Origin of the sequence: Caballeronia sp. dw_276, assembly GCF_018449635.1 — a bacterium.
Classification (GTDB): domain Bacteria; phylum Pseudomonadota; class Gammaproteobacteria; order Burkholderiales; family Burkholderiaceae; genus Caballeronia.
The window spans coordinates 240,173-260,350 of the sequence record NZ_JAAVUV010000010.1 but is presented as its reverse complement, the minus strand read 5'-3'; the positions used below and the strand labels follow the sequence as shown (position 1 = coordinate 260,350).

The following is a 20,178-nucleotide window of genomic DNA, read 5'->3' as shown; positions in this document are numbered from 1 at the left end:
GTGCTAGCATCGTTTTCAACCTTTGGCGGAGCGCATCATGGAAGACACGATCTACACGAAGGGCATCTACACCGCGACTATCGGCGTGCGTCCCACGGACGACGGGCAGTTCCAGGGCGTCGTCTCGCTCGTGCGCGATGACGGCGGGAACGGGGAAGAACCTAAACTCTACGATGTCGCCGCCACGTCCCTCTCCGAAGAAGAAGCCCTGGAAGAAGCTCGCGCGCTTGCGCATCGGATTCTTGGCGAAATCGAACTCTAAAAATGTACGGCGGCGCGTTAGTTACTGCGCCGCCGTTTCCGTTTAACTCAGCTTGGACGGGAGACTCAGCATGTCGGAACAACTCTTTCTTTACGGCGTCTATTCCATCCACGTTCGCCCCATCGAATTGCAGGGGACACGCTGGGACGCCGAGTACGAAATCCGTCACCTCGAGAAGGCGGTACAGCCTTGGAAAACCATCGGCGGGGACAACGGTTTGTCGAGTCCCGCCGATGCCGTCGATGCCGCGCACGTGCAAGCCGTCGCCGACATTGAAGCCGGTGCGGGCATTCCGAAGCCGAAGACGTTTCCCTAATTCCTCGCGACCGCCGCCGCTTTCTGCGCCTCGGCTTTATCGATCGATACCGCGCGCTTATGCGCCTCGCGTGACGTAGCGCGCGCAACATACTCGGACAGCACGCCGCCCGGCTCGATCAGCTTCGCCATGTAGGCGATCTGCAGCGTGCTTGCGACAAGGATATCGGCGGCTGTAAAACGCTCGCCGAGCAACCATGGCCCATGCGCAAGCGATGATTCCATCGCCTTTTCCACACGGCCCAAATCTCCCCAGCCGAAACTCACGCTATTGCCCGGCGCGCCGATCATCTTTTCGGCCATCGCCGGTTCGAGGCACGCGCCCGTGAAGAACATCCATTGGAGGAAGCGGCCGCGCAAAGAGTCATCGGAGGGAATGCCGAGATTGGCTTGCGGGTATTTATCGGCGAGATAAAGCAGCACCGCGCCCGACTCCGCGACGCAAACGCCGTCGTCATCCAGTGCCGGCAACTTCGACATGGGATTCACCGCGCAAAACGCCGGCTCGTTCTGTTCGCCGGCGCGGATGTTCACATAGGCGAACTCGTACGGCACGCCCAATTCCTCGAGCATCCACAACGCGCGGAACGCGCGTGTCTTCGGCCAGTAATAGAGCTTCATAGGCGGATCGTTCCTGTCTGTGGCGCTGCGCGTTCTCGCAGCGAGAGCATTGAGATTACCCGCTCCCGCCCGCTTTGCCGTGCGGGTTAACCACACGTTAGCCATTCGGCCGGCTATTTCCACTCAATCAGGACGTTTAAGATTGTTTTCATTGCGCTGGAAACTGTATGAACGCGAGAAACGCAAAAAACCTCCGGTTATGTCGAGGAAGAATGACGACATCCTCTCAATCCAACGATAAAACGCCGGAGACTTCATGAACGCGCGTGTCCCTTTTGCAGAACATCCGCCGCTTGCCGCTTATCAACTCACCGATAACCTCAACGCTAACCAAGGCCGGATTTTCCTCACCGGCACGCAAGCGCTGGTTCGTCTTGTCCTGATGCAACGACAACTCGACCGCGCGGCGGGAATGAATACCGCAGGCTTTGTCAGCGGGTATCGCGGATCGCCGCTCGGCATGGTCGATCAGCAACTGTGGAGGGCAAAGAAGCTGCTGGCTTCGCACGATGTCCGTTTTCTCCCCGCGATCAACGAGGAGCTCGGCGGCACGGCGGTCCTGGGCACGCAGCGCGTGGAGTCGGATCCGGAACGCACCGTCGATGGCGTCTTCGCAATGTGGTACGGCAAAGGTCCGGGCGTGGACCGCGCCGGAGACGCGCTCAAGCATGGCAACGCGTATGGATCGTCGCCGCATGGTGGCGTGCTCGTTGTCGCGGGCGACGATCACGGTTGCGTGTCGTCGTCCATGCCGCATCAGTCCGACCAGGCAATGATCGCGTGGCACATGCCGGTCGTAAATCCATCGAATATCGCCGATATGCTCGAGTTCGGGCTTTACGGCTGGGCGTTGTCGCGGTTTTCGGGCGCGTGGGTGGGGTACAAGGCGATATCGGAGACGGTGGAATCCGGATCGACCGTCGATCTCGATGCGCTGCAAACCGTGTTTCCCGCGCCCGAAGGATTTATCGCGCCCGAAGGCGGCTTGCACAATCGCTGGCCCGATCTGCCGAGCCTCACCATTGAATCGCGTCTCGCCGCGAAGCTCGACGCTGTGCGTTATTTCTCGCGCGTCAATTCAATCGATAAATGGATCGCCCCGAGCCGCCACGCGGACGTCGGCATTGTGACGTGTGGCAAGGCGCATCTGGATCTGATGGAAACCTTGCGCCGGCTGGATCTGACAGTCGATGACCTCGATGCCGCCGGCGTGCGCATCTATAAAGTGGGTTTGTCGTTTCCGCTCGAAACCACGCGGCTCGACACCTTCGTGGAAGGCTTGTCCGAGGTCCTCGTCATCGAAGAGAAGGGCCCGGTGATCGAGCAGCAGATCAAGGACCATTTGTATAACCGGACGCAGGGCGCGCGTCCGATCGTGATTGGCAAGAATGCACAGGATGGCGCCCTGCTGTTGAGCGCGCTCGGCGAACTGCGTCCTTCACGCGTGCTGCCCGTTTTCGCCGACTGGCTCGCGCGGCACAAACCGGCGCTCGACCGCCGCGACAAGGTCGTGGATCTCGTTGCGCCGAAAATCCTGTCGAACGCCGCCGATGCCGTCAAACGTACGCCGTATTTCTGCTCGGGATGTCCGCACAATACATCGACCAAAGTCCCCGATGGATCGATCGCGCAGGCCGGAATCGGTTGCCATTTTATGGCGTCGTGGATGGAGCGCGACACCACTGGCCTGATCCAGATGGGTGGTGAAGGCGTGGATTGGGCGTCGCATTCCATGTTCACGAAAACGCCGCATGTTTTCCAGAATCTCGGCGACGGCACGTACTTTCACTCCGGGATTCTGGCGATTCGCCAAGCGGTCGCGGCGAAGACAAACATCACATACAAGATCCTCTACAACGACGCCGTCGCCATGACCGGCGGTCAGCCCGTGGACGGCAGCATCTCCGTGCCGCAAATCGCGCGGCAGGTCGAAGCGGAAGGGATCGCAACCTTGGTCGTGGTCAGCGACGAACCCGAGAAATACGACGGGCATCACGACCAGTTTCCGAAGGGCACGACGTTCCACCATAGAAGCGAACTCGACGACGTTCAACGACGTTTGCGGGACATCCTGGGCGTGACCGTCCTGATCTACGATCAAACCTGCGCCGCGGAAAAACGTCGCCGCCGGAAAAAAGGCGAATTCCCCGATCCCGACAAACGCCTGTTCATCAACGAAGCCGTGTGCGAAGGCTGCGGGGATTGTGGCGTGCAGAGCAATTGTTTATCGGTTGAGCCGGTTGAGACCGAACTCGGGCGCAAACGGCGTATCGACCAGTCGTCGTGCAACAAGGACTATTCGTGCGTCAACGGTTTCTGCCCGAGCTTCGTCACGCTGGAAGGCGCGAAACTCAAGAAGGCGGCAGGCAACGGATTCGATCCCGAAGCGCTCGCGGCACGCGTAGATGCATTGCAGGAACCCGCGCTTAAGCTCGATAACGCGCCGTACGACATCCTCATTACGGGCGTTGGCGGCACGGGCGTGGTCACGGTCGGCGCGCTCATCAGCATGGCGGCGCACCTCGAAGGCAAGAGCGCGTCCGTGCTCGACTTCATGGGCTTTGCGCAAAAGGGCGGCGCGGTGCTGTCATTCGTGCGCTTTGCCGCGACCGATGCCTTGCTGAACCAGGTTCGCATCGATACCCAGCAGGCCGACGTGCTGCTCGCGTGCGACATGGTCGTCGGCGCCAGCGCCGATGCCCTGCAAACCGTCCGGCATGGCCGCACGCGCATTGTCGTGAACACGCACGCGATCCCCAACGCAACGTTCGTGCAGAACCCCGACGCGAATCTCCACGCCGGGTCGCTGCTGGAAAAGATGCGGCACGCGGCGGGCGCGGAACGCATGAACACGTGCGATGCGCAGGCGCTGGCTACGCGTTTTCTGGGCGACACCATCGGCGCGAATATCCTCATGCTCGGTTACGCGTGGCAACTTGGGCTCGTGCCCGTGTCGCACGCGGCATTGATGCGGGCGATCGAATTGAACAATGTCGCGGTGCCAATGAACAAGCTCGCGTTTGCGATCGGACGATTGGCGGCGGCGGATATGAATGCATTGGAATCGCTGCGCAAAACGGCCGTAATGCCGCGAATCGAGATGAACGCGATGCCGCTCGACGCGTTGATCGCCGATCGTGAAGCACGGTTGCTGACGTATGGCGGATCGAACTACGTGACGCGATACCACTCGCTGGTGTCGGCCGCCGCCGCCTCCGGCAACGATGCCGTCACGCGGGCGGTCGCCACGACGTTTTATCGGCTGCTTGCGGTGAAAGACGAATACGAAGTCGCGCGGCTTCACACCGATCCGGCGTTTCGCGCAGCGTTGGAAGCGCAGTTCGAGGGAACCGCGGGCCAGGACTTTGCGGTGAAGTTCAACATGGCGCCGCCGGTTTTATCGAAGTCGAAGAATGGCGGCGCGCCGCGCAAGATGACCTTCGGACAATGGCTGTGGCCGGTGCTCGGCGTGATGTCGAAAGTACGTGGATTGCGGGGCACGGTTATCGATCCATTCGGCCGGTCGCTGGAACGCAGGATGGAGCGTGAGCTTCCCGGCGACTACGAAATCACCATTCAGCGCGCGCTAAAAGTGCTGACGCCTGACAACGCGAAGGACGTCGAAACGCTCGCGCTGCTACACGAACGCATTCGCGGATATGGACACGTAAAACTCGCGAATGTGTCGATGGTGAAGCGCCGCGAACGGGACTTGGGCGCGAAGCTGGGCATTGCGGTTGAGACAGGCCGCCACGTGAAAGCGTCGCTGGATGAACTCAGAGGCGCCGGCGCGTTGAGGGGAATTCCGGTGGTGGTAGCGAAGTGAAATTGGCGCGAGCTGATTCGCGTGAATCAGCTCGCCAAGACTTATTCTTCCTCTTCCGCCTCCCAATCGATATCCCCGCAAAGCACGACGCGCTGGCCGCCCATGCGCGTCTCCACCGACAACGTCACGCAAGGCAGCGCCTCATTGATCGATAAATAAGGCTTCGTCACATGCACGCGATCCGGTGCGCCGAGCGCGTCCCTGAAATACGGCCGCCTCAGCCAGTTCGCGCCCTGGGCATCGATCAATGGCAACAATCGCGCTTCATGCGCGGCCCGGTCAGCCCGAAGCACCACGTTGCGGCCTGCTTGCCGTCCGTTCGCATCGAGAAGAAAACATCGTGCGGCGTTATCGAGCGCAAGGAAATTCCAGCACACCTCTTCCAGCGGCTCGCCCGCCGCCAAACGCTCGGCTGCGCGCTCGAACGCCCGGACATACGGCTGAAGGCGCGTTGCTACGCGCCGCTCCTTCGCCTCGGTCTGCAAGCGAAAACGTTCGGTCAACTCGCTCATCAACGTGTGCGCCTGGGGGGCATCGGCGAGACCGGGATTCGGGCGGCCGAAGAAAAACCCCTGCACGAAATCCGCGCCGCTCGCGAGCGCCAGTTGCGCCTCATGCTCGGTCTCCACGCCTTCGATCAACACCAGCTTGCCCGCTTCATGCAGCAGCGAAACCACGCCGCACAAGATAGCCTCCATGTTCCGCCGATGCTTCGCCTGGCTCATCCCGTGCAGGGTATGCGCCGACTGCCCGGCGTGCGACAACATCACGCGGTCCAGCTTGACAATATCCGGATCCAGTTGCCAGATCCGTTCGATATTCGAATGCCCCGCGCCGAAGTCATCGAGCGCAATCAGAAAGCCGTGCTCACGAAAGTGCTGCACAGCCTCGGCGAGCTTCTCGATGTCGTCCGCCCGGTCCTCCAGCACTTCCAGCACCACGCGGCGCGGCTCGATGTTCAGGCGCTTGAGATTCGCCAGCAACGCGGCCATGTGATACGGCTCGGTCAAGGCGCCAGGATGCACGTTCAGGAACAGCCACTCGTTCTGCGCGCCCAGCACGTTGAAATTTTCGAGATGCAGCGCCTGCGACAAGCGGTCGAGCTGCATCGCCTCACCGATGCGCGCGGCCTGGCCGAACACATCGAGTGGCGACACGGCGCGATCGAGCGCATCGTGCGCGCGCAACAAACCTTCATACCCGACCGCCCGCATGTGCGAGAGGCTGAAAACCGGCTGGAATACGCTCGATAGCGTCCAGTTGCCATGCTCAACCGAATACCGGTCGAACCCCGATGTCACGCTCAGTTCAAAATTTCGCGGCGAGATCGGCTTGATCTTCTCCGGATTCGCTATTGCCATCTTGCCTTCCCCGGACGAATGCACGGCTGCGATTGTCCGTCGTGCATTTCATCCTCGTTTATCACCGCAATCGATTGCGTTGGTTGTCGCGTCGCCCGCGCCCTGAATCCTGGTTTCATACGCTGCCCTCGATTATCTTTAAGCGGGTAATCTGCGTGTCCCGTCGCCATCGATAAAGCAAGCTCCGTGCTCACGTGTCCTTGCGGGATTACCTAGCTTTCAACGCAATGTGCACCGAGGCGTGACGCCTCGTTCACGAGACGGCGTGCGACGTGCACCATTGCAGTGCGTCGTCGTATTCGGACTCGCTCGCCCGACCAAGCTAAACTTTGGTCCTTGTTATCACACGGGCGCGCCGGGTTTCAGTATCCGCGCGCTTACGCATTAAGAAAATATGGATATCGTTTTCACCGTACTCATCCTGATGCTGGCCGTCGCGCTGTCCGGCTTCATCACGAGCGCGCTCGCGAGCAAATTGCCGTTCACGTTGCCCTTGCCGCTGATCCAGATCGCAATCGGCGCGTGTCTCGCGTGGCGGGGACTCGGCCTGCATGTCACGTTCGATCCCGAGCTTTTCATGATGCTCTTCATCCCGCCGCTGCTTTTCGCCGATGGCTGGCGCATCCCCAAGCGCGAATTTTTCATGCAACGCCGCGCGATCCTGCTGCTCGCGCTCGGCCTCGTGTTCATGACGGTAGGCGCGCTCGGCTGGTTTCTGCACGTGATGATTCCCGTCATGCCCTTGCCTGTCGCGTTCGCGCTCGCGGCGGTGTTATCGCCAACGGACGCCGTCGCGTTGAGCGGTATTGCGGGTAAAGGCCGCATTCCGGCGAACCTCATGCACATCCTCGAAGGCGAGGCGTTGATGAACGACGCGTCCGGCCTCGTCGCGCTGAAGTTCGCGATCGCGGCCGCGCTGACGGGCGTGTTCTCGTTGCGCGCGGCATCGATAAGTTTTGTGGTGATCGCCGTCGGCGGCCTCGTGATTGGCGCGGTGATCAGTTGGCTCGTGACCACGATTCCGCGGCGAATCGTGAAAATGTCAGAAGACGATGACCCCGCCGCCGGCGTCATCCTCACGTTGCTGATTCCGTTCGCGGCTTACCTGATCGCCGAAAAACTCGGCTGCTCGGGCATTCTCTCGGCTGTTTCTGCCGGCATGATGATGAACTTCCAGAGCCTGCGCGAGATCATCCCAACGGCCGCGCGTATCCGCATGACAAGCACCTGGACGATGATCGAATTCGTCTTCAACGGCATGGTGTTCATACTGCTCGGGCTGCAGTTTCCACACATCATTGGACGCGCGTTGATCGAGGCGCATCACGATGGTCTTTACCAGGTCGGCTTGCTGCTCGGGTATGTGGCCGCGGTCGTCATTGCGCTGTACGGCTTGCGCTTTGCGTGGGTGTGGGTGCTGCGCTGGGTCGCAAGCCGCGGCGCGGCGAAGCACGGCGTATCGAACGCGGTGCCGGGCGTGCGCACGGTCGCCATGACGACCATCGGCGGCGTGCGAGGCGCGGTCACGCTCGCGGGCGTGTTGTCGTTGCCTGAAGTCTTGCCGAACGGCGCTGCACTTCCAGGACGCGATCTCGCCATTTTCATTGCATCAGGGACAATCCTGATGTCGCTATTAATCGGCGTGATCGGGTTGCCGATATTGCTGAGCGGATTGAAGCGTCGCGGCGATCCACATGCCGCAGAAGAACGCATCGCGCGCCGCCACGCGGCACAAGCGGCGATTCGTGCAATCGATGCCGCGCAGGAGGATCTCACCGGCCAGATGGATGAAACCGGCGCGGCATTTTGCGCTGATTCCACGGCGCGCGTGATGAGTCTGTATAGACGCCGTCTTGAAGGACTCGGCGATGAAGAGGAATCGCGTCGCGCTGCACGACAAAGCGAGATGGTCGAAACAAAGCTGAAGATGGCTGCGCTCAGGGCGGAGCGCTCCGAGCTTCTGAAGCTGCGCACGCGCCAGGCCATCAACGATGAAACCTTGAACAAGCTGATGCGTGAAATCGATTTATCCGAGACAGCGATTGTGAGCCGCAAAAAAGGTGCGAGCGCTTGAATCAAGCCTTGTTTCGTTAATCGGTTCAATACGGATTAACGAATAACATAACGATCGCTTTAGGAGTTTTCGTATTTTTCAACATGGATCGCCGCGCCATACTTCGTCTCATGCGTGCTCGATGAAAGCGCATGATGTCGTTGTAACTCTCCGATCTTTCCGCTCACTGCCTTTGGCACTGGGCGGTTTTTTTTGCGCGCTGGGGTCACGTGGGCTGAACGGAACGATTGCATGACTCGCCAATCAGCGAGGCAGCTTTCTGGCGCTGCCACCGGTGCGCAACAGGAGCTCCAATGTTGCTTCGAGGCGGATCACGCGCTCTGTCAATCCCTCGACCTTCGCCTGCTGGGCCTTGACGCTGCCGTTCAGTGACACCATGTTGTCGCTCATCTTGATAACGGTCGTGAGCGCGTCCCACAACTTGTCAGTCACGCCCATCACGCATTCCCCGCATTCATTGCGGCGATACGCTTGTTCGACTCCTGTATGAACGACAACGTATCAACGAGCGATTCACTGGCTTGCTTTGCAGATGCATTCGCACGGTTAATCAGGTCGAGCAGATCGCGTTCGTCTTCTGATGGTGCGAAGCCCTGTGCCGCTTGACGCATGAGCTCATCCGGGTTCAGTCCGAGCCGCCTTGCTGTGCGTGCAATAGCGCGCTTCTGACCCGTGGTCACCTGCACGACAATCCGTCCGCTCGTTGATGCCATTTCGCCTCCAAAGCCTGTTTCCCTTAGATAGAAACATAGCATTGCGTCAAAGCTCGGAGTCAAGCGAAGAATCGTGGAGTTGTGTCAAGAAGCGTCGCAGATGGGCGGTAACTCACGGCCTGCAAACGACAAAACCGGCCGAGGCCGGTTTTGTCGTTGAATCGTGGTGGAGAGGAGGAGGATCGAACTCCCGACCTTCGCATTGCGAACGCGACGCTCTCCCAGCTGAGCTACCCCCCCATCGTGCGAACGATTCTAGCACAGCCTAAAGCGTGCCTAACAAGCATCCAACGGGACAAAATCCCCATCACTTCGCCGGCGATCCAGCCAGAATCCAGCCAACAACCTTCTTGATATCGCCTGAATCCATCGAACGATGTGACGGCATTGGCAACATGCCCCATACGCCGCTGCCACCGTCCCTCACCTTCCCTTCAAGCCGCGCCGGCGCCTTCGCATCGCCCTTGTACTTCTCGGCGATTTGCTGAAACGACGGCCCCACCAGCTTGCGATCCACCGCGTGGCATCCCATGCAGGCGTTCTTGCGCGCGATGTTCATGGCGTCGGCGGGAGAAACGGCAGACGTTGGCGCATCCGCCGCAAAAGCGTTTTGCCCCGCCGCAACCAGACCGGTCGCGGCGACCACGCTACTCAAAAACAACTGCCTCATTTTGCCGCCGGTGCAGGATTGCCCGGATGCACATCCGAGTTTTTAACCGGCGCGGGCGATGTGCCATCAAGCGGCTTCGAGCTCACCGATGAATCCGGTACGGCGCCGACCGTGGGGTTATCGTCGATAGGCGTCACCGCCGGCGCGCTCGCGCCCGATGCAGCCGCCGCCGACAACGCCTGCGCATCTTCAGGCTTGATGTACTGGAACACCTTCACAACCTGCTCGACACCAGGCACTTGCGCCGCGACATTCGCACCGGCCGTACCTTCCTCACGCGTGACGAGCCCCATCAAATACACCGTGCTGCGCTCGCAAACCACCTTGTAGAAATTCGCGCGCAGATCCTTCTCGCCGACCAGCGCACCCTTCACGCGACTTTCGAGATAAGCATCGTTGGTACGCGATGACAGCAAACTCGCGCCTTGGACGGCAAGCTCGTTCACGATGCTGTTCACGTTGTTGATGCCGCGCACCACCTCTTCGGCCTTCTGCTTCCATTGCTCGGCCGGCACTTCGCCGGTGAGGAGCACACGGCGGTTGAACACGGTCACGCTCACATGCGCCTGATCGGGAAGCGTTTCGCCAATCCGGCTCTTCGCTTTCACCTGGATCTCACGATCCTCGGTTTGCGCGCCGAGCGTACGCCGGTCGGTTGCGACCAGCGTGCCGCCGCCCACGGCGCCGCCCATTGCGCCGATTGCCAGAAGCGCGCAGCCCTGCATGCTCAGCGCGACGCCCGATAACAGTCCAGCCAGCAACGTGGCCTTGGCAAGCGTCGATTTGACGCGTGTCGTGTTCATCAACTCGTTCCCCTTGAGATCATTCGTCGCCCAGCAGCATCGCGTCGATGCCATCGCACAAGCAATGAATGGTTAACAGATGGACTTCCTGGATTCGCGCCGCCCGCTCGGACGGCACGCAGATTTGGATATCGGTATCGGCGAGCACTTCGCTGATCACGCCACCACCGCTGCCCGTCAGCGCAATGACGAACATCTCGCGCTCATGCGCTTCCTGGATCGCCGCCAACAAGTTGACCGAGTTGCCCGACGTGGAGATGACGACCAATACGTCACCCGCCTGTCCAAGTGCTCGCACTTGCTTCGAGTAGATCTCCTCGAACGCGGAACTGTTCCCGATCGCCGTCAGCGTCACCGCGTTTGCATCGAGCGAGATGGCGGGCAGGCCGGGACGCTCGCGCTCGAACTGGCCAACGAGTGTTGCCACGAGCCGCTGCGCGTTGGCCGCCGAGCCCCCGTTACCGCACGCGAGAATCCGCGAACCGTTGGCGAGCGCGCCAAACAACACGTCGATGGCAGCAGCAATAGGAAACGCAAGCGTATCGGTTGCCTCGCGCTGGACGGTCGCACTTTCGCGGAAATGCTGCTGGATTCGTTCGACGGACATCGACTCTCGGTTATCGGCCGCGACCTGCGCGGTAGTTCAGTGGCGGGTTACTTCGGCGGTTTGCGAGCCCGGCGGCCGGCGTGCCGGTCTTCCGGCGGCCCTGCGTTTCAGGCTCCGCGCAGTTTACCGCACTCGTTGTCCCCGATACTCAAGATGCACGCGAGTTTCACGACATATCTGCACGAAAGGCATCGCGCAACCAGACGATACGGCCTGCGTCGAACGCAATGACATCGAAGCGGCACGCGGGTAACGCACCACGCCACGTCATCAGATAATGCTGCGCCGCAAGCACGAGCCGCCGCTGCTTATGGGCGCCAATGCTCGCGGCGGCCGCTGCAAACTGCCGGCTGCGCCGCGCGCGCACTTCCACGAATACCAGCGTTCGCGTGCTGCCAATTTCGCGCATTACAAGGTCGATCTCGCCGCCACGACACACGAAGTTGCGCGTCACAAAGCGCAGCCGCTGACGCTGCAGATATTCCAGCGCGCGCTGCTCGAACGCGCTTCCGATCGTTTTCGACACCCCGTTCCCCAAAAAGTTGTATTGCATCGCGTGGCACAATGCGCTCTTCGCATGCCACCCGCCCTCATGACTCCACTCACCGAACTTGCCCACGGCCAGCAGTTTCCGGCTGGCGCGCTTTACATAGTCGCGACGCCCATCGGCAATGTCGCGGACATTACGGTGCGCGCGCTGCACGTGCTTGGACTGGTCGACCGGGTGGCCGCCGAAGACACGCGCAACACGTCGCAATTGCTCTCGCGCTACGGCATTTCGAAGCCGACCATCGCGGTACACGAACACAACGAGCGCAGCGCCGCCGAACATGTGATCGCGCATTTGCGCAATGGCGAACGCATTGCGTGTGTCTCCGATGCCGGCACGCCAGGCATCTCGGATCCAGGCGCAAAACTAGTCGATGCTGTGCGCGAAGCCGGCTTTCCCGTCATTCCGTTGCCAGGCGCAAGCGCGCTCACAACGGCGTTGAGCGTTGCCGGCGCGTGGGTTCACACGTTCTCGTTCATTGGCTTTCTTGCGACCAAGACGAAGCAGCGCGACACGCAATTGCACTCTTTGCTCACGCACGCGCCGGCGCTCGTTTTCTACGAAGCACCGCATCGGATAGTGGAAACCGTGCAGGCGCTTGAACGTGCGTTCGGCGGCGACAGGAAACTGCTGATTGCCCGAGAGCTGACCAAGTTACATGAGAGCATTCACCAATGCACCCTGGCCGAAGGGCCAACGTGGTTAGCCGCCGATGCCAACCGCCAACGCGGCGAATTTGTATTGGTGGTGGAAGGGGCGCCGCAGCAGGAAGCCGCCGAGAACGCGCACGACGTGTTGCTCGAGACCTTGCTGGAAGAGTTGTCGGTGAGTAGCGCGGCGCGGCTGGCAGCCACATTGACGGGGGCATCGCGCAATGCCCTGTACACGCGTGCGCTTGCTATGGACAAGGCGCGCAACAGCGGTAAAGACACAGATGAAGACGTCGCCAAATAGAAAACGGGCCGTGGAAAACGGCCCGTCTTTTGTGATGCTCAGAGAATAACGGCGATCATTCCGTCGATGAAATCGATGCGAGTTGTTCCCGCGCAAGCCGCGCTTCCTGCTGCGTCAAACCCTCGATCTTCACCTTTCCAACGCCCGCGCCGCGCATTCCCAGGGCAGCCGCAGCGGCATAGGACAGATCGATCACACGATTACCGATGTACGGACCGCGATCGTTGATCTTGACGACCACCGACTTGTTGTTGCTTTCGTTGGTCACACGGACCCACGAGGCGAGCGGCAACGTCCGGTGTGCGGCGGTCATTGCGTGCATGTCGTAGCGCTCGCCGCTGGCGGTCTTGCGGCCATGAAAGCCACGGCCATACCAGGAGGCGCGGCCTTGCTGCTCGAAGTCGCTGACGTTCGGACCGGCGGTGATCGGCTTCGCGTTGGCAAGCGACGAAGTGTCAGACGACTTGTCGGCTGACGACGGAATCGAGTTCAGCTGGGAATCGTAGGCCAGTGGTGCTGCAGTGCGAGGAAAACTGGACTTCGGAATTGGCGTGTTCTTTGTGACCTGCGTCCCCGTGTTCAGGATGCCGGCCTGGTCGCCACCGGTGGGTGGCATTGCGCAACCCGTCAGGATTGCTGCAACAAAAAGACTCCCGAAATGCCGAGTGAGTCGTACATTCATAGACGTGTAATCAACGGTTCGAGCCGCCCGTTCCGTCAGATATTTTTCAGACGGTATTAGGCAGCTCAAGGCTTTCCACGCGACAGCAGTCATCGCTCGATAATTCGAACGACGCGCGTATCCACGGGAACGGCGTACCTCGCCGCAAATGCCCGGTTAGTTTTCACGTCTGGCGCAACCTGTCCCCGGCAGCCTGACCAGACCCCACATGCCGCCATCGAACGTGGCAAACACGTTCTTGCGCGATAAAACAGCACAGGAACGGCGGCGTAGGCCCCATCCAGCGTTACGGCAGCTAAGGCCGTTAGCGGGTACATCGCACCCGGCTGGACAAGACGTGTACATCGATCGGAATCGATGCTTGATTGCGATTTCAAAGCGATTGCTTCGAACTGCGTACTTGATGGCAATTGTAAAAAAGCGCTAGTGACGCTTCTCACTTGCCCATTGATGGCATGCTCAAACCATGCACAAGTGAACGGATTATACCCAGACGCTTTTGCAAGACTCCCTTTGATGCACAATTTGTTACGCATTCTCCCCAAAAGCGTAAAAATTGCGGAGTTTGCCTGTTTTTTGGGCAACGACTAGGCCGCTCGGCTAACGCTGGTGACGTGGCCGCAACCGTTGTTTGCGCCCGTTACAATGAACCTTTTACACGCCCGGCTCCTACCATGAAGGTCACCCTGATTCCCGTGACACCGTTCCAGCAGAACTGCTCAATCGTCGTGTGCGAGGCAACCGGGCGCGCGGCGATCGTGGATCCGGGCGGAGACATTGACAGGATCATCGGGGCCGTTGCCGAACTCGACGTAACCATCGAGAAAGTGCTGCTCACGCATGGCCATCTCGATCATTGCGGCGGTGCCAAGGCAATTGCTGACCACTATGGCGTAGTGATTCACGGACCGCACAAGGAAGACGCGTTTTGGATCGACCAGTTGCCCGAGCAGAGCAAGCGCTTCGGCTTCGGCGAAGCACAAGCGTTCACGCCGGAGCGATGGCTTGAAGAAGGCGACACCGTGCAGTTCGGCAAGGAAATCATGGAGGTCTATCACTGTCCGGGCCACACGCCTGGTCACGTGGTGTTCTTCAGCAGGGAAAACCGGCTCGCGCTGGTCGGCGACGTCCTGTTCGCGGGATCGATCGGGCGAACTGATTTTCCGCGCGGCAACCACGCCGATCTCGTGCGCTCCGTACACGAAAAACTCTGGCCTCTCGGCGACGACGTCACGTTCGTGCCGGGACACGGTCCCACCTCAACGCTTGGCCACGAACGCCGGACGAATCCATACGTCGGCGACAGGAAATCCGCATGAGTACCGCCATCCCTGAAATTTACGTCAGCACGGATGTCGAAGCAGACGGTCCGATCCCGGGTCCTCATTCGATGCTCAGTTTTGCGTCGGCAGCTTATACGGAAAACAAGGAACTGATCAGCACGTTCTCGGCTAATCTCGAAACGCTCGAGGACGCCACCGCTCACCCGGTCCAGGCTGCCTGGTGGAAAACGCAACCGGAGGCATGGGCCGCATGCCGGACGGATCTGCAGCAACCGTTGCCTGCAATGCAGGCTTACGTGAAATGGGTCGAGGCGCTCCCCGGCAAGCCCGTGTTCGTAGCTTATCCGGCTGGCTTCGACTTCACGTACATGTTCTGGTACATGATGCGCTTCGCCGAGCGCTGTCCGTTCTCCTGGTCGGCGCTCGACATCAAGACACTCGCTTTCGCGATGACCGATCTTCCGTACCGAAAAGCCATCAAGCCACGTTTGCCGAAACACTGGTTCGACGAACACCCGCACACCCACGTGGCGCTCGACGACGCCATCGAACAGGGTGCTTTGTTTTGCAACATGCTGGCCGAGCTGCGCACTCAGCGCGCCGCCCTGGCAGTGTTGAAGACTGCTGGCGAAACGTCCGGCGGCAATAGCATCGAAGGACAAAACGCGCAGTCTGGGCAATGAGTTAGGGAATATTGCTCACTACGGGCGTTTGACATTGCGCATCCTTTCTGCCACCTCTACTATTGGAGTTGGTAACGGCCGAAAGGAGGCGCAGTTGACTCTCGATACGTTCTCACAAAAGATCCTGCGACTCCTGCAGTTGGATGCCCGGCGTTCAGTTCAAGAAATATCCGATCAAGTGGGGCTGTCCAGCACGCCTTGCTGGCGGCGTATCAAGGATATGGAGCAATCGGGCGTGATTCAGCGCTACACGGCATTGCTCGATCGCGAAAAACTGGGCTTGCATGTTTGCGCGCTCGCGCATATTCACCTTACGCGGCATACCGAGGGCGGCGTCGAGCAATTCGAACGCGAGATCACCACCTGCCCCGAGGTGACCGAGTGCTACAGCACTACAGGCGAAGCCGATTACATCCTGAAAATCGTCGCGCCGGATATCAAATCCTATGACGCGTTTCTTCACGACCGCATTTTCAAGATCCCGGCGGTCGCGCAAGTACGGACCAGCGTAGTACTGCGCGAAATCAAATTCGATACCCAATTGCCGCTCTGATCCAGAAGTCGTGCATCGAGCGTGCGCCGCACCGGTCATCAAGCGGCTGGCGTATTAAAGATGGGCCTTCAGCGCGGGAGATCTTCCGCGTGCTGCGTCTCCCGCGCGTCTGGCCGCAAACTCCTTGCAAGCCGGATGTGACGTGCGCCAAGCTCGTTCTTGAGGGCATTGAAATCCACTTGCTGCAGTTTCGCAATCTGATCGTTGCTTGAATCGGAAGGAAGCAGCACGTCGATCTCAAATCCGCTGCTCAGATAATGCAGGTTCAGTTGATCGAAGCTCATTCCCTGAGCGTTCAGCGCATTGCGCACGGCGTCGCTCGCCGCAGAACGCGTCGGCAATCGTGCCGAAGCAGGACTAATGTCGTCGTTTTCGGGATCGACGTGAATTAGCGCATCGACCACGCGGCTATTCGTAAGCAGACGCGCACGTGCCGATTCGGCTATGTAATGCCCCTCGGAAACCGAGATCAGCGGATCGACCAGAATATGCGCGTCGACCAGGGCGAGGTCGCCCATTTTTCGCGTGCGCAATTCGTGCACGTCCCGCACCCCTGGGGTCTCGATTAATAATGTACGCAGCTTTTCGGATTCAACCTGGTCCAAAGCTCGGTCAGACAAATCCTGAAGTGCATCCCATCCGAAAGTCCAACCCATACGAGCGACCATAAATCCCACGATCGCGGCGGCGATCGGATCAAGAAGGCGCCAGCCCGCCATGCTACCGATAATCCCGACTGCCACTACCAGCGACGACGCCGCATCCGAACGCGCATGCCATGCATTCGCAATGAGCAAGGCGGATCTGACGCGCTCGGCTGCGCGCAACATATATCGAAATAAAACTTCTTTCGAAACAAGGACAATGACTGCGACCACCAACGCGCTCGCGTGGACCTCAGGAATGTCTTGAAGATTGGTGATGCGCTCGCCGGCGCGCCATAACATTCCGATGCCGACCGCAATTAACAATGCACCGAGAAATAATGAAGCAACTGTTTCATAACGGCTGTGACCGTAATTATGGTCGTCGTCCGGGGCGGCAGCGCTTCGCTTGTTTGCCAACAATACGACAAAATCGGACACCAAATCGGCCAATGAATGAACGCCATCTGCAATAAGCGCCTGAGAATGCGCGAACACGCCTACAACGATCTGCGCGCTCATTAGAACCATATTGAGCACGATGCTGGTAAAAGTGGTTTTGCGCGCTACCTCGTGCTTCTCAGCGGCGCGCGCAGTCGATAGAGACATTTCATTACGCTCAAAGTCCTTGTACGAGCAATCTTACCAAGGCCCAGAGCAAACAGACGTTCCAAAACAGAATAAAATCCTTTTAAATCATCAATTTAAAAGAAACGGGACGCGTTCTCAGTCAGCTGTCGAATCCACTTCAGATACAAAAAAGCCGCACTGCTTTACGCGTGCGGCTTTTTTAATATGAAAGACCTTACTTCTGGATCAGGAAGTTGTCGCGCTCCTGACCGGCAATCCACTTGGGCGGCTTGCCGCGGCCCGACCACGTGCTGCCGCTATCCGGATCACGATACTTAGGCGCCACGCCAGCACGCGGACGTGATGCATTTTTCAGATTTTTACCGCCGCGACCACCAGCCAATTCGGCGAGCGTGATCCCGTAGTCGGTCATTTTCTGCTTGATTTCATTGAGAACTTCAGCATATTCCCGCGACTTCGCTTCTTCAATCTGTCGTTCGAGATTTTCGCGCTGCGCGAGAAGTTCCTTGTAAGACGGCATGATGTTTTCCTTTGGTTTGCAGTGTACGAGTCAAGTGCCCGCTTGGGATATATTGTAAAGCCTCTCAATGGATCGCAGATTAACACAACCACGGCTTTATGCGCGTTTCAACACATTCGAATTAAATCGATTCAGCCGAACAGGTGTGCGTAACATTTGGTGCGATTCTTTAAATGGTGCAAACTCTTCCATTCATCCTACTTACATCTCTGAATGAATTCGGAAAATCTTTCACAAAATGAGAATAGTGTTAAAACATGTCACTTAAACCTTCCATCCGATGCGAGGTTGCGAAAGAAACCCTTCAATCCGTGAACGTATCTCGTAATGAGGCGACATAACAGCACATAACGGCACACGTTTGCGATGCCAGCAGTTCAGACAATCACCTATGCCGTTCAATACAATCCATCAGTGCCGCATTCAATTCTGCTTGCGACTCTTTCGGTTTATCGAAGGTGAAACGATTGCGCACTCCTGAGCTTCTTAGATCACACCCGTATTTGTCCACGCCGATTAGTTCAAGTTGCGGCGGGCGCGATGACGAATCGGAAAATAATGCCAGAAGCTGCAATTCATTCTTTTCGGATATTGCTTCAGATTCGTTAAGAACAGTGCCGTCCAGCCAGCCCATTGCGCCAAACCCGCCTATATAACGCATTCGTTCTATCGACATCACCCAGATCGTGAAGTCGCCGAGTTCAAGATAACGGGCGGCGTCGGGGTGATATCGAAGATACCGGCGTGACAGTTCAGCCACGGAATTAGCCGGCGCGGGAGAAAAGGATCCGAGCATTGTCAGGCGCTGGCCTTCGAGAATGGCATCGCTGGCTGAATGGGCGATGAGAAAGCCGGCTCGAGCATCGGACTGCAGGTTTCTGGTGTGTTCGGCCAGATGGCTGATCAGGATCATGGGCGCGTGCGCCGATGTCGGCGCGAAAGGCAGCGCCGTGGGATACGGATAACCGTGCGGCTCGCGGGAATGCGTGGCGAGTGTGCCATTGGCCGCCTGATGCAACAGATGCAAAGGCGCGTGCGACGGGATATTCAAGGCGAACCTCGTAACGAAGCGAAAATCGGCGAACCACCTTCAGTCGTCTCAATGTGCTCAGACATGCATGCCGGCGACCCGTTCGATAGAATCGAAAGCTTCGTCGGGCAATAAACGCAGCAGCCTGTATTGACCCGGCTTTCAAAACGAAGAAATAACGAGAGCGATTTCCGTGTCTGAATCAGTTTCCAGCGCCCGCACGGGCTTGCACGATACCGCGCAAGCCTCGCACAGAAGGCTACCGATCAAGAAGCGTGAGCGCGCCCGGTACGCCACCATGGCCGTTTTCTTCATCGCGGGGATGTTGTACGCGTCGTGGGGCGTCCATGTTCCCACCGTACGCGATAAGTTTCACCTCAGTCCCGGCGCGCTTTCCATTGCGTTGCTGGCGGTAGCGGCCGGGTCGATCGTCGCAATGCTGACAAATGGCCCGTGGATAGGCCGTGTGGGCACGCGCCGCGCGTGCCTGGCGGGCGGTATCGGCATGACGGTGTTCGGGGCGCTGATCCTCGTCGCACCGTCTTACTGGCTTTTGGTACTCGTGCTGGCGCTGTTCGGCTTCAGCATGGCCACGCTCGATGTCGCCATGAACGCCGAAGCGAGCGCCGTCGAAGAGGCACTCGAGCGCCCGATCATGTCGTCGCTGCACGGCATGTTCAGCGTCGGCGGGATGGCGGGCGCCGCAGCGGGCGGCGCAATGCTCGCGCACGGCTTGCCGCCGGTTGCACATCTTGCGCTGGCGTGCGGGGTGAGCTTGATCGTGCTGCTGGTATCCATGCCTAACGTGTTGCCGCACGTTCCTCACGTCAGCGACGCTCACGGTTCATCGTCGTCGAATCGATGGCGCTCCCGCGCGCTCTGGGCGCTCGGCGCCCTGGCGCTGATCGCGCTGATCGCCGAAGGCGCGATGTACGACTGGGCGACCGTCTATATGCGCGACGTAGTGCTGGCAACGCCGGCGTTATCGAGCGCGGCGTACGCGGCATTTACCGGCGGCATGGCGGCCGGCCGTTTTGGCGGCGACGCCGTGCGCGCCCGCTTCGGCGCGCCGCAATTGATCTTCGCGAGCGCGGCACTGGCGTTTATCGGCATGGTGGCGGCGCTGATCCTGCCGAACGCGGTCGTGACGCTGGCCGGTTTTACCCTGATGGGCCTGGGCCTCGCCAACATGATGCCGGTGCTGTTCGCCGCGGCGGCGCGCGTGGAAGGTGTGAGCCCGGCGGAGGGGCTCGCGCAGGTCGCCGGGCTGGCGTACTTCGGCTTGCTGTTCGGGCCGGTGCTGATCGGCGGTGTGGCGCAGATCAGCTCTTTGCCAATCGGACTCTCGGTGGTCGCGGCCTGCGCGGCGCTGATCGCGCTCGTGGGACCGCGGATGATGAAACAACTCAAGCTATAAAAAAACGCGCTGACTTCGC

Annotated in this window: 21 protein-coding genes and 1 tRNA gene; 9 read left to right on the top strand and 13 right to left on the bottom strand. The window is 59.4% G+C overall.

Annotated features, from left to right (window positions below; translation table 11 throughout):
* The first annotated feature begins 37 nt into the window (after positions 1 to 37).
* A complete protein-coding gene (locus tag HB633_RS21820) occupies positions 38 to 262 on the top strand; it encodes a hypothetical protein (RefSeq protein ID WP_213780215.1) in 225 nt (74 codons plus the stop codon).
* Between the two features lie 70 nt (positions 263 to 332).
* The gene (locus tag HB633_RS21815) at positions 333 to 578 is read left to right on the top strand and encodes a hypothetical protein (RefSeq protein WP_213780214.1); all 246 of its coding nucleotides are present in this window, start codon (positions 333 to 335) and stop codon (positions 576 to 578) included.
* On the opposite strand, the gene HB633_RS21810 is transcribed toward HB633_RS21815, so the two are convergent.
* Positions 575 to 1,198, bottom strand: coding sequence for a glutathione S-transferase family protein (locus HB633_RS21810; protein WP_213780213.1), 624 nt, complete (start codon positions 1,196 to 1,198; stop codon positions 575 to 577). The genes HB633_RS21815 and HB633_RS21810 overlap by 4 nt on opposite strands.
* A 256-nt stretch (positions 1,199 to 1,454) precedes the next feature.
* Between HB633_RS21810 and HB633_RS21805 the strand changes: the two genes are divergently transcribed.
* Complete coding sequence (locus HB633_RS21805; protein ID WP_213780212.1) at positions 1,455 to 5,024, top strand: indolepyruvate ferredoxin oxidoreductase family protein; 3,570 nt, start codon at positions 1,455 to 1,457, stop codon at positions 5,022 to 5,024.
* 41 nt (positions 5,025 to 5,065) lie between these two features.
* Here HB633_RS21805 and HB633_RS21800 read toward each other — a convergent pair whose 3' ends face one another.
* Entirely contained in the window at positions 5,066 to 6,385 is a 1,320-nt protein-coding gene (locus HB633_RS21800) for an EAL domain-containing protein (protein WP_213780211.1), read from the bottom strand.
* A 394-nt stretch (positions 6,386 to 6,779) separates the two neighbouring features.
* On the opposite strand from HB633_RS21800, the gene HB633_RS21795 reads away from it, so the two are divergent.
* Positions 6,780 to 8,459 carry a Na+/H+ antiporter gene (locus HB633_RS21795; protein WP_213780210.1) on the top strand — a complete coding sequence of 560 codons (1,680 nt, stop codon included), beginning with the start codon at positions 6,780 to 6,782 and terminating at the stop codon, positions 8,457 to 8,459.
* A 243-nt stretch (positions 8,460 to 8,702) separates the two neighbouring features.
* Here the strand turns inward: HB633_RS21795 and HB633_RS21790 are convergent, their stop codons facing one another.
* The 7 genes from HB633_RS21790 to HB633_RS21760 form a co-directional block, all read right to left on the bottom strand.
* Positions 8,703 to 8,897, bottom strand: a complete 195-nt coding sequence (locus HB633_RS21790) for a hypothetical protein (RefSeq protein ID WP_213780209.1) — start codon at positions 8,895 to 8,897, stop codon at positions 8,703 to 8,705.
* A complete protein-coding gene (locus HB633_RS21785) occupies positions 8,897 to 9,172 on the bottom strand; it encodes a hypothetical protein (RefSeq protein WP_213780208.1) in 276 nt (91 codons plus the stop codon). The genes HB633_RS21790 and HB633_RS21785 overlap by 1 nt, the downstream gene beginning before the upstream one ends.
* Before the next feature lie 164 nt (positions 9,173 to 9,336).
* A tRNA-Ala gene (locus HB633_RS21780) sits at positions 9,337 to 9,412 on the bottom strand.
* A 67-nt stretch (positions 9,413 to 9,479) separates the two neighbouring features.
* Positions 9,480 to 9,842, bottom strand: coding sequence for a c-type cytochrome (locus tag HB633_RS21775; RefSeq protein WP_213780207.1), 363 nt, complete (start codon positions 9,840 to 9,842; stop codon positions 9,480 to 9,482).
* Positions 9,839 to 10,645 (bottom strand): BON domain-containing protein, encoded by an 807-nt coding sequence (locus HB633_RS21770; protein WP_213780206.1) that lies wholly within the window; start codon positions 10,643 to 10,645, stop codon positions 9,839 to 9,841. The genes HB633_RS21775 and HB633_RS21770 overlap by 4 nt, the downstream gene beginning before the upstream one ends.
* Before the next feature lie 19 nt (positions 10,646 to 10,664).
* On the bottom strand, positions 10,665 to 11,252 hold the full coding sequence (locus HB633_RS21765; RefSeq protein WP_213780205.1) for a phosphoheptose isomerase: 588 nt from the start codon (positions 11,250 to 11,252) through the stop codon (positions 10,665 to 10,667).
* A gap of 166 nt (positions 11,253 to 11,418) precedes the next feature.
* Complete coding sequence (locus HB633_RS21760; RefSeq protein WP_213780204.1) at positions 11,419 to 11,805, bottom strand: YraN family protein; 387 nt, start codon at positions 11,803 to 11,805, stop codon at positions 11,419 to 11,421.
* Between the two features lie 39 nt (positions 11,806 to 11,844).
* On the opposite strand from HB633_RS21760, the gene rsmI reads away from it, so the two are divergent.
* Positions 11,845 to 12,756 (top strand): 16S rRNA (cytidine(1402)-2'-O)-methyltransferase, encoded by a 912-nt coding sequence (rsmI, locus tag HB633_RS21755; RefSeq protein ID WP_213780203.1) that lies wholly within the window; start codon positions 11,845 to 11,847, stop codon positions 12,754 to 12,756.
* 55 nt (positions 12,757 to 12,811) lie between these two features.
* Here rsmI and HB633_RS21750 read toward each other — a convergent pair whose 3' ends face one another.
* Entirely contained in the window at positions 12,812 to 13,438 is a 627-nt protein-coding gene (locus HB633_RS21750) for a septal ring lytic transglycosylase RlpA family protein (protein WP_213780202.1), read from the bottom strand.
* Positions 13,439 to 14,112: 674 nt separating this feature from the next.
* Between HB633_RS21750 and HB633_RS21745 the strand changes: the two genes are divergently transcribed.
* From HB633_RS21745 to HB633_RS21735, 3 genes are all read left to right on the top strand, one after another.
* Positions 14,113 to 14,757, top strand: coding sequence for an MBL fold metallo-hydrolase (locus tag HB633_RS21745; RefSeq protein WP_213780201.1), 645 nt, complete (start codon positions 14,113 to 14,115; stop codon positions 14,755 to 14,757).
* Positions 14,754 to 15,404, top strand: coding sequence for an exonuclease (locus HB633_RS21740; protein ID WP_213780200.1), 651 nt, complete (start codon positions 14,754 to 14,756; stop codon positions 15,402 to 15,404). Before HB633_RS21745 ends, HB633_RS21740 begins: the two co-directional genes overlap by 4 nt.
* A 94-nt stretch (positions 15,405 to 15,498) precedes the next feature.
* Positions 15,499 to 15,957, top strand: a complete 459-nt coding sequence (locus HB633_RS21735) for an Lrp/AsnC family transcriptional regulator (RefSeq protein ID WP_031357026.1) — start codon at positions 15,499 to 15,501, stop codon at positions 15,955 to 15,957.
* A gap of 68 nt (positions 15,958 to 16,025) precedes the next feature.
* On the opposite strand, the gene HB633_RS21730 is transcribed toward HB633_RS21735, so the two are convergent.
* The 3 genes from HB633_RS21730 to HB633_RS21720 form a co-directional block, all read right to left on the bottom strand.
* The gene (locus HB633_RS21730) at positions 16,026 to 17,210 is read right to left on the bottom strand and encodes a cation diffusion facilitator family transporter (RefSeq protein WP_213780199.1); all 1,185 of its coding nucleotides are present in this window, start codon (positions 17,208 to 17,210) and stop codon (positions 16,026 to 16,028) included.
* Positions 17,211 to 17,406: 196 nt separating this feature from the next.
* Positions 17,407 to 17,712 carry an H-NS histone family protein gene (locus HB633_RS21725; protein ID WP_056358470.1) on the bottom strand — a complete coding sequence of 102 codons (306 nt, stop codon included), beginning with the start codon at positions 17,710 to 17,712 and terminating at the stop codon, positions 17,407 to 17,409.
* A gap of 385 nt (positions 17,713 to 18,097) precedes the next feature.
* Positions 18,098 to 18,763 carry a pyridoxamine 5'-phosphate oxidase family protein gene (locus HB633_RS21720; RefSeq protein ID WP_213780198.1) on the bottom strand — a complete coding sequence of 222 codons (666 nt, stop codon included), beginning with the start codon at positions 18,761 to 18,763 and terminating at the stop codon, positions 18,098 to 18,100.
* A 205-nt stretch (positions 18,764 to 18,968) separates the two neighbouring features.
* Between HB633_RS21720 and HB633_RS21715 the strand changes: the two genes are divergently transcribed.
* Positions 18,969 to 20,159, top strand: coding sequence for an MFS transporter (locus tag HB633_RS21715; RefSeq protein ID WP_255581057.1), 1,191 nt, complete (start codon positions 18,969 to 18,971; stop codon positions 20,157 to 20,159).
* Positions 20,160 to 20,178 lie beyond the last annotated feature (19 nt).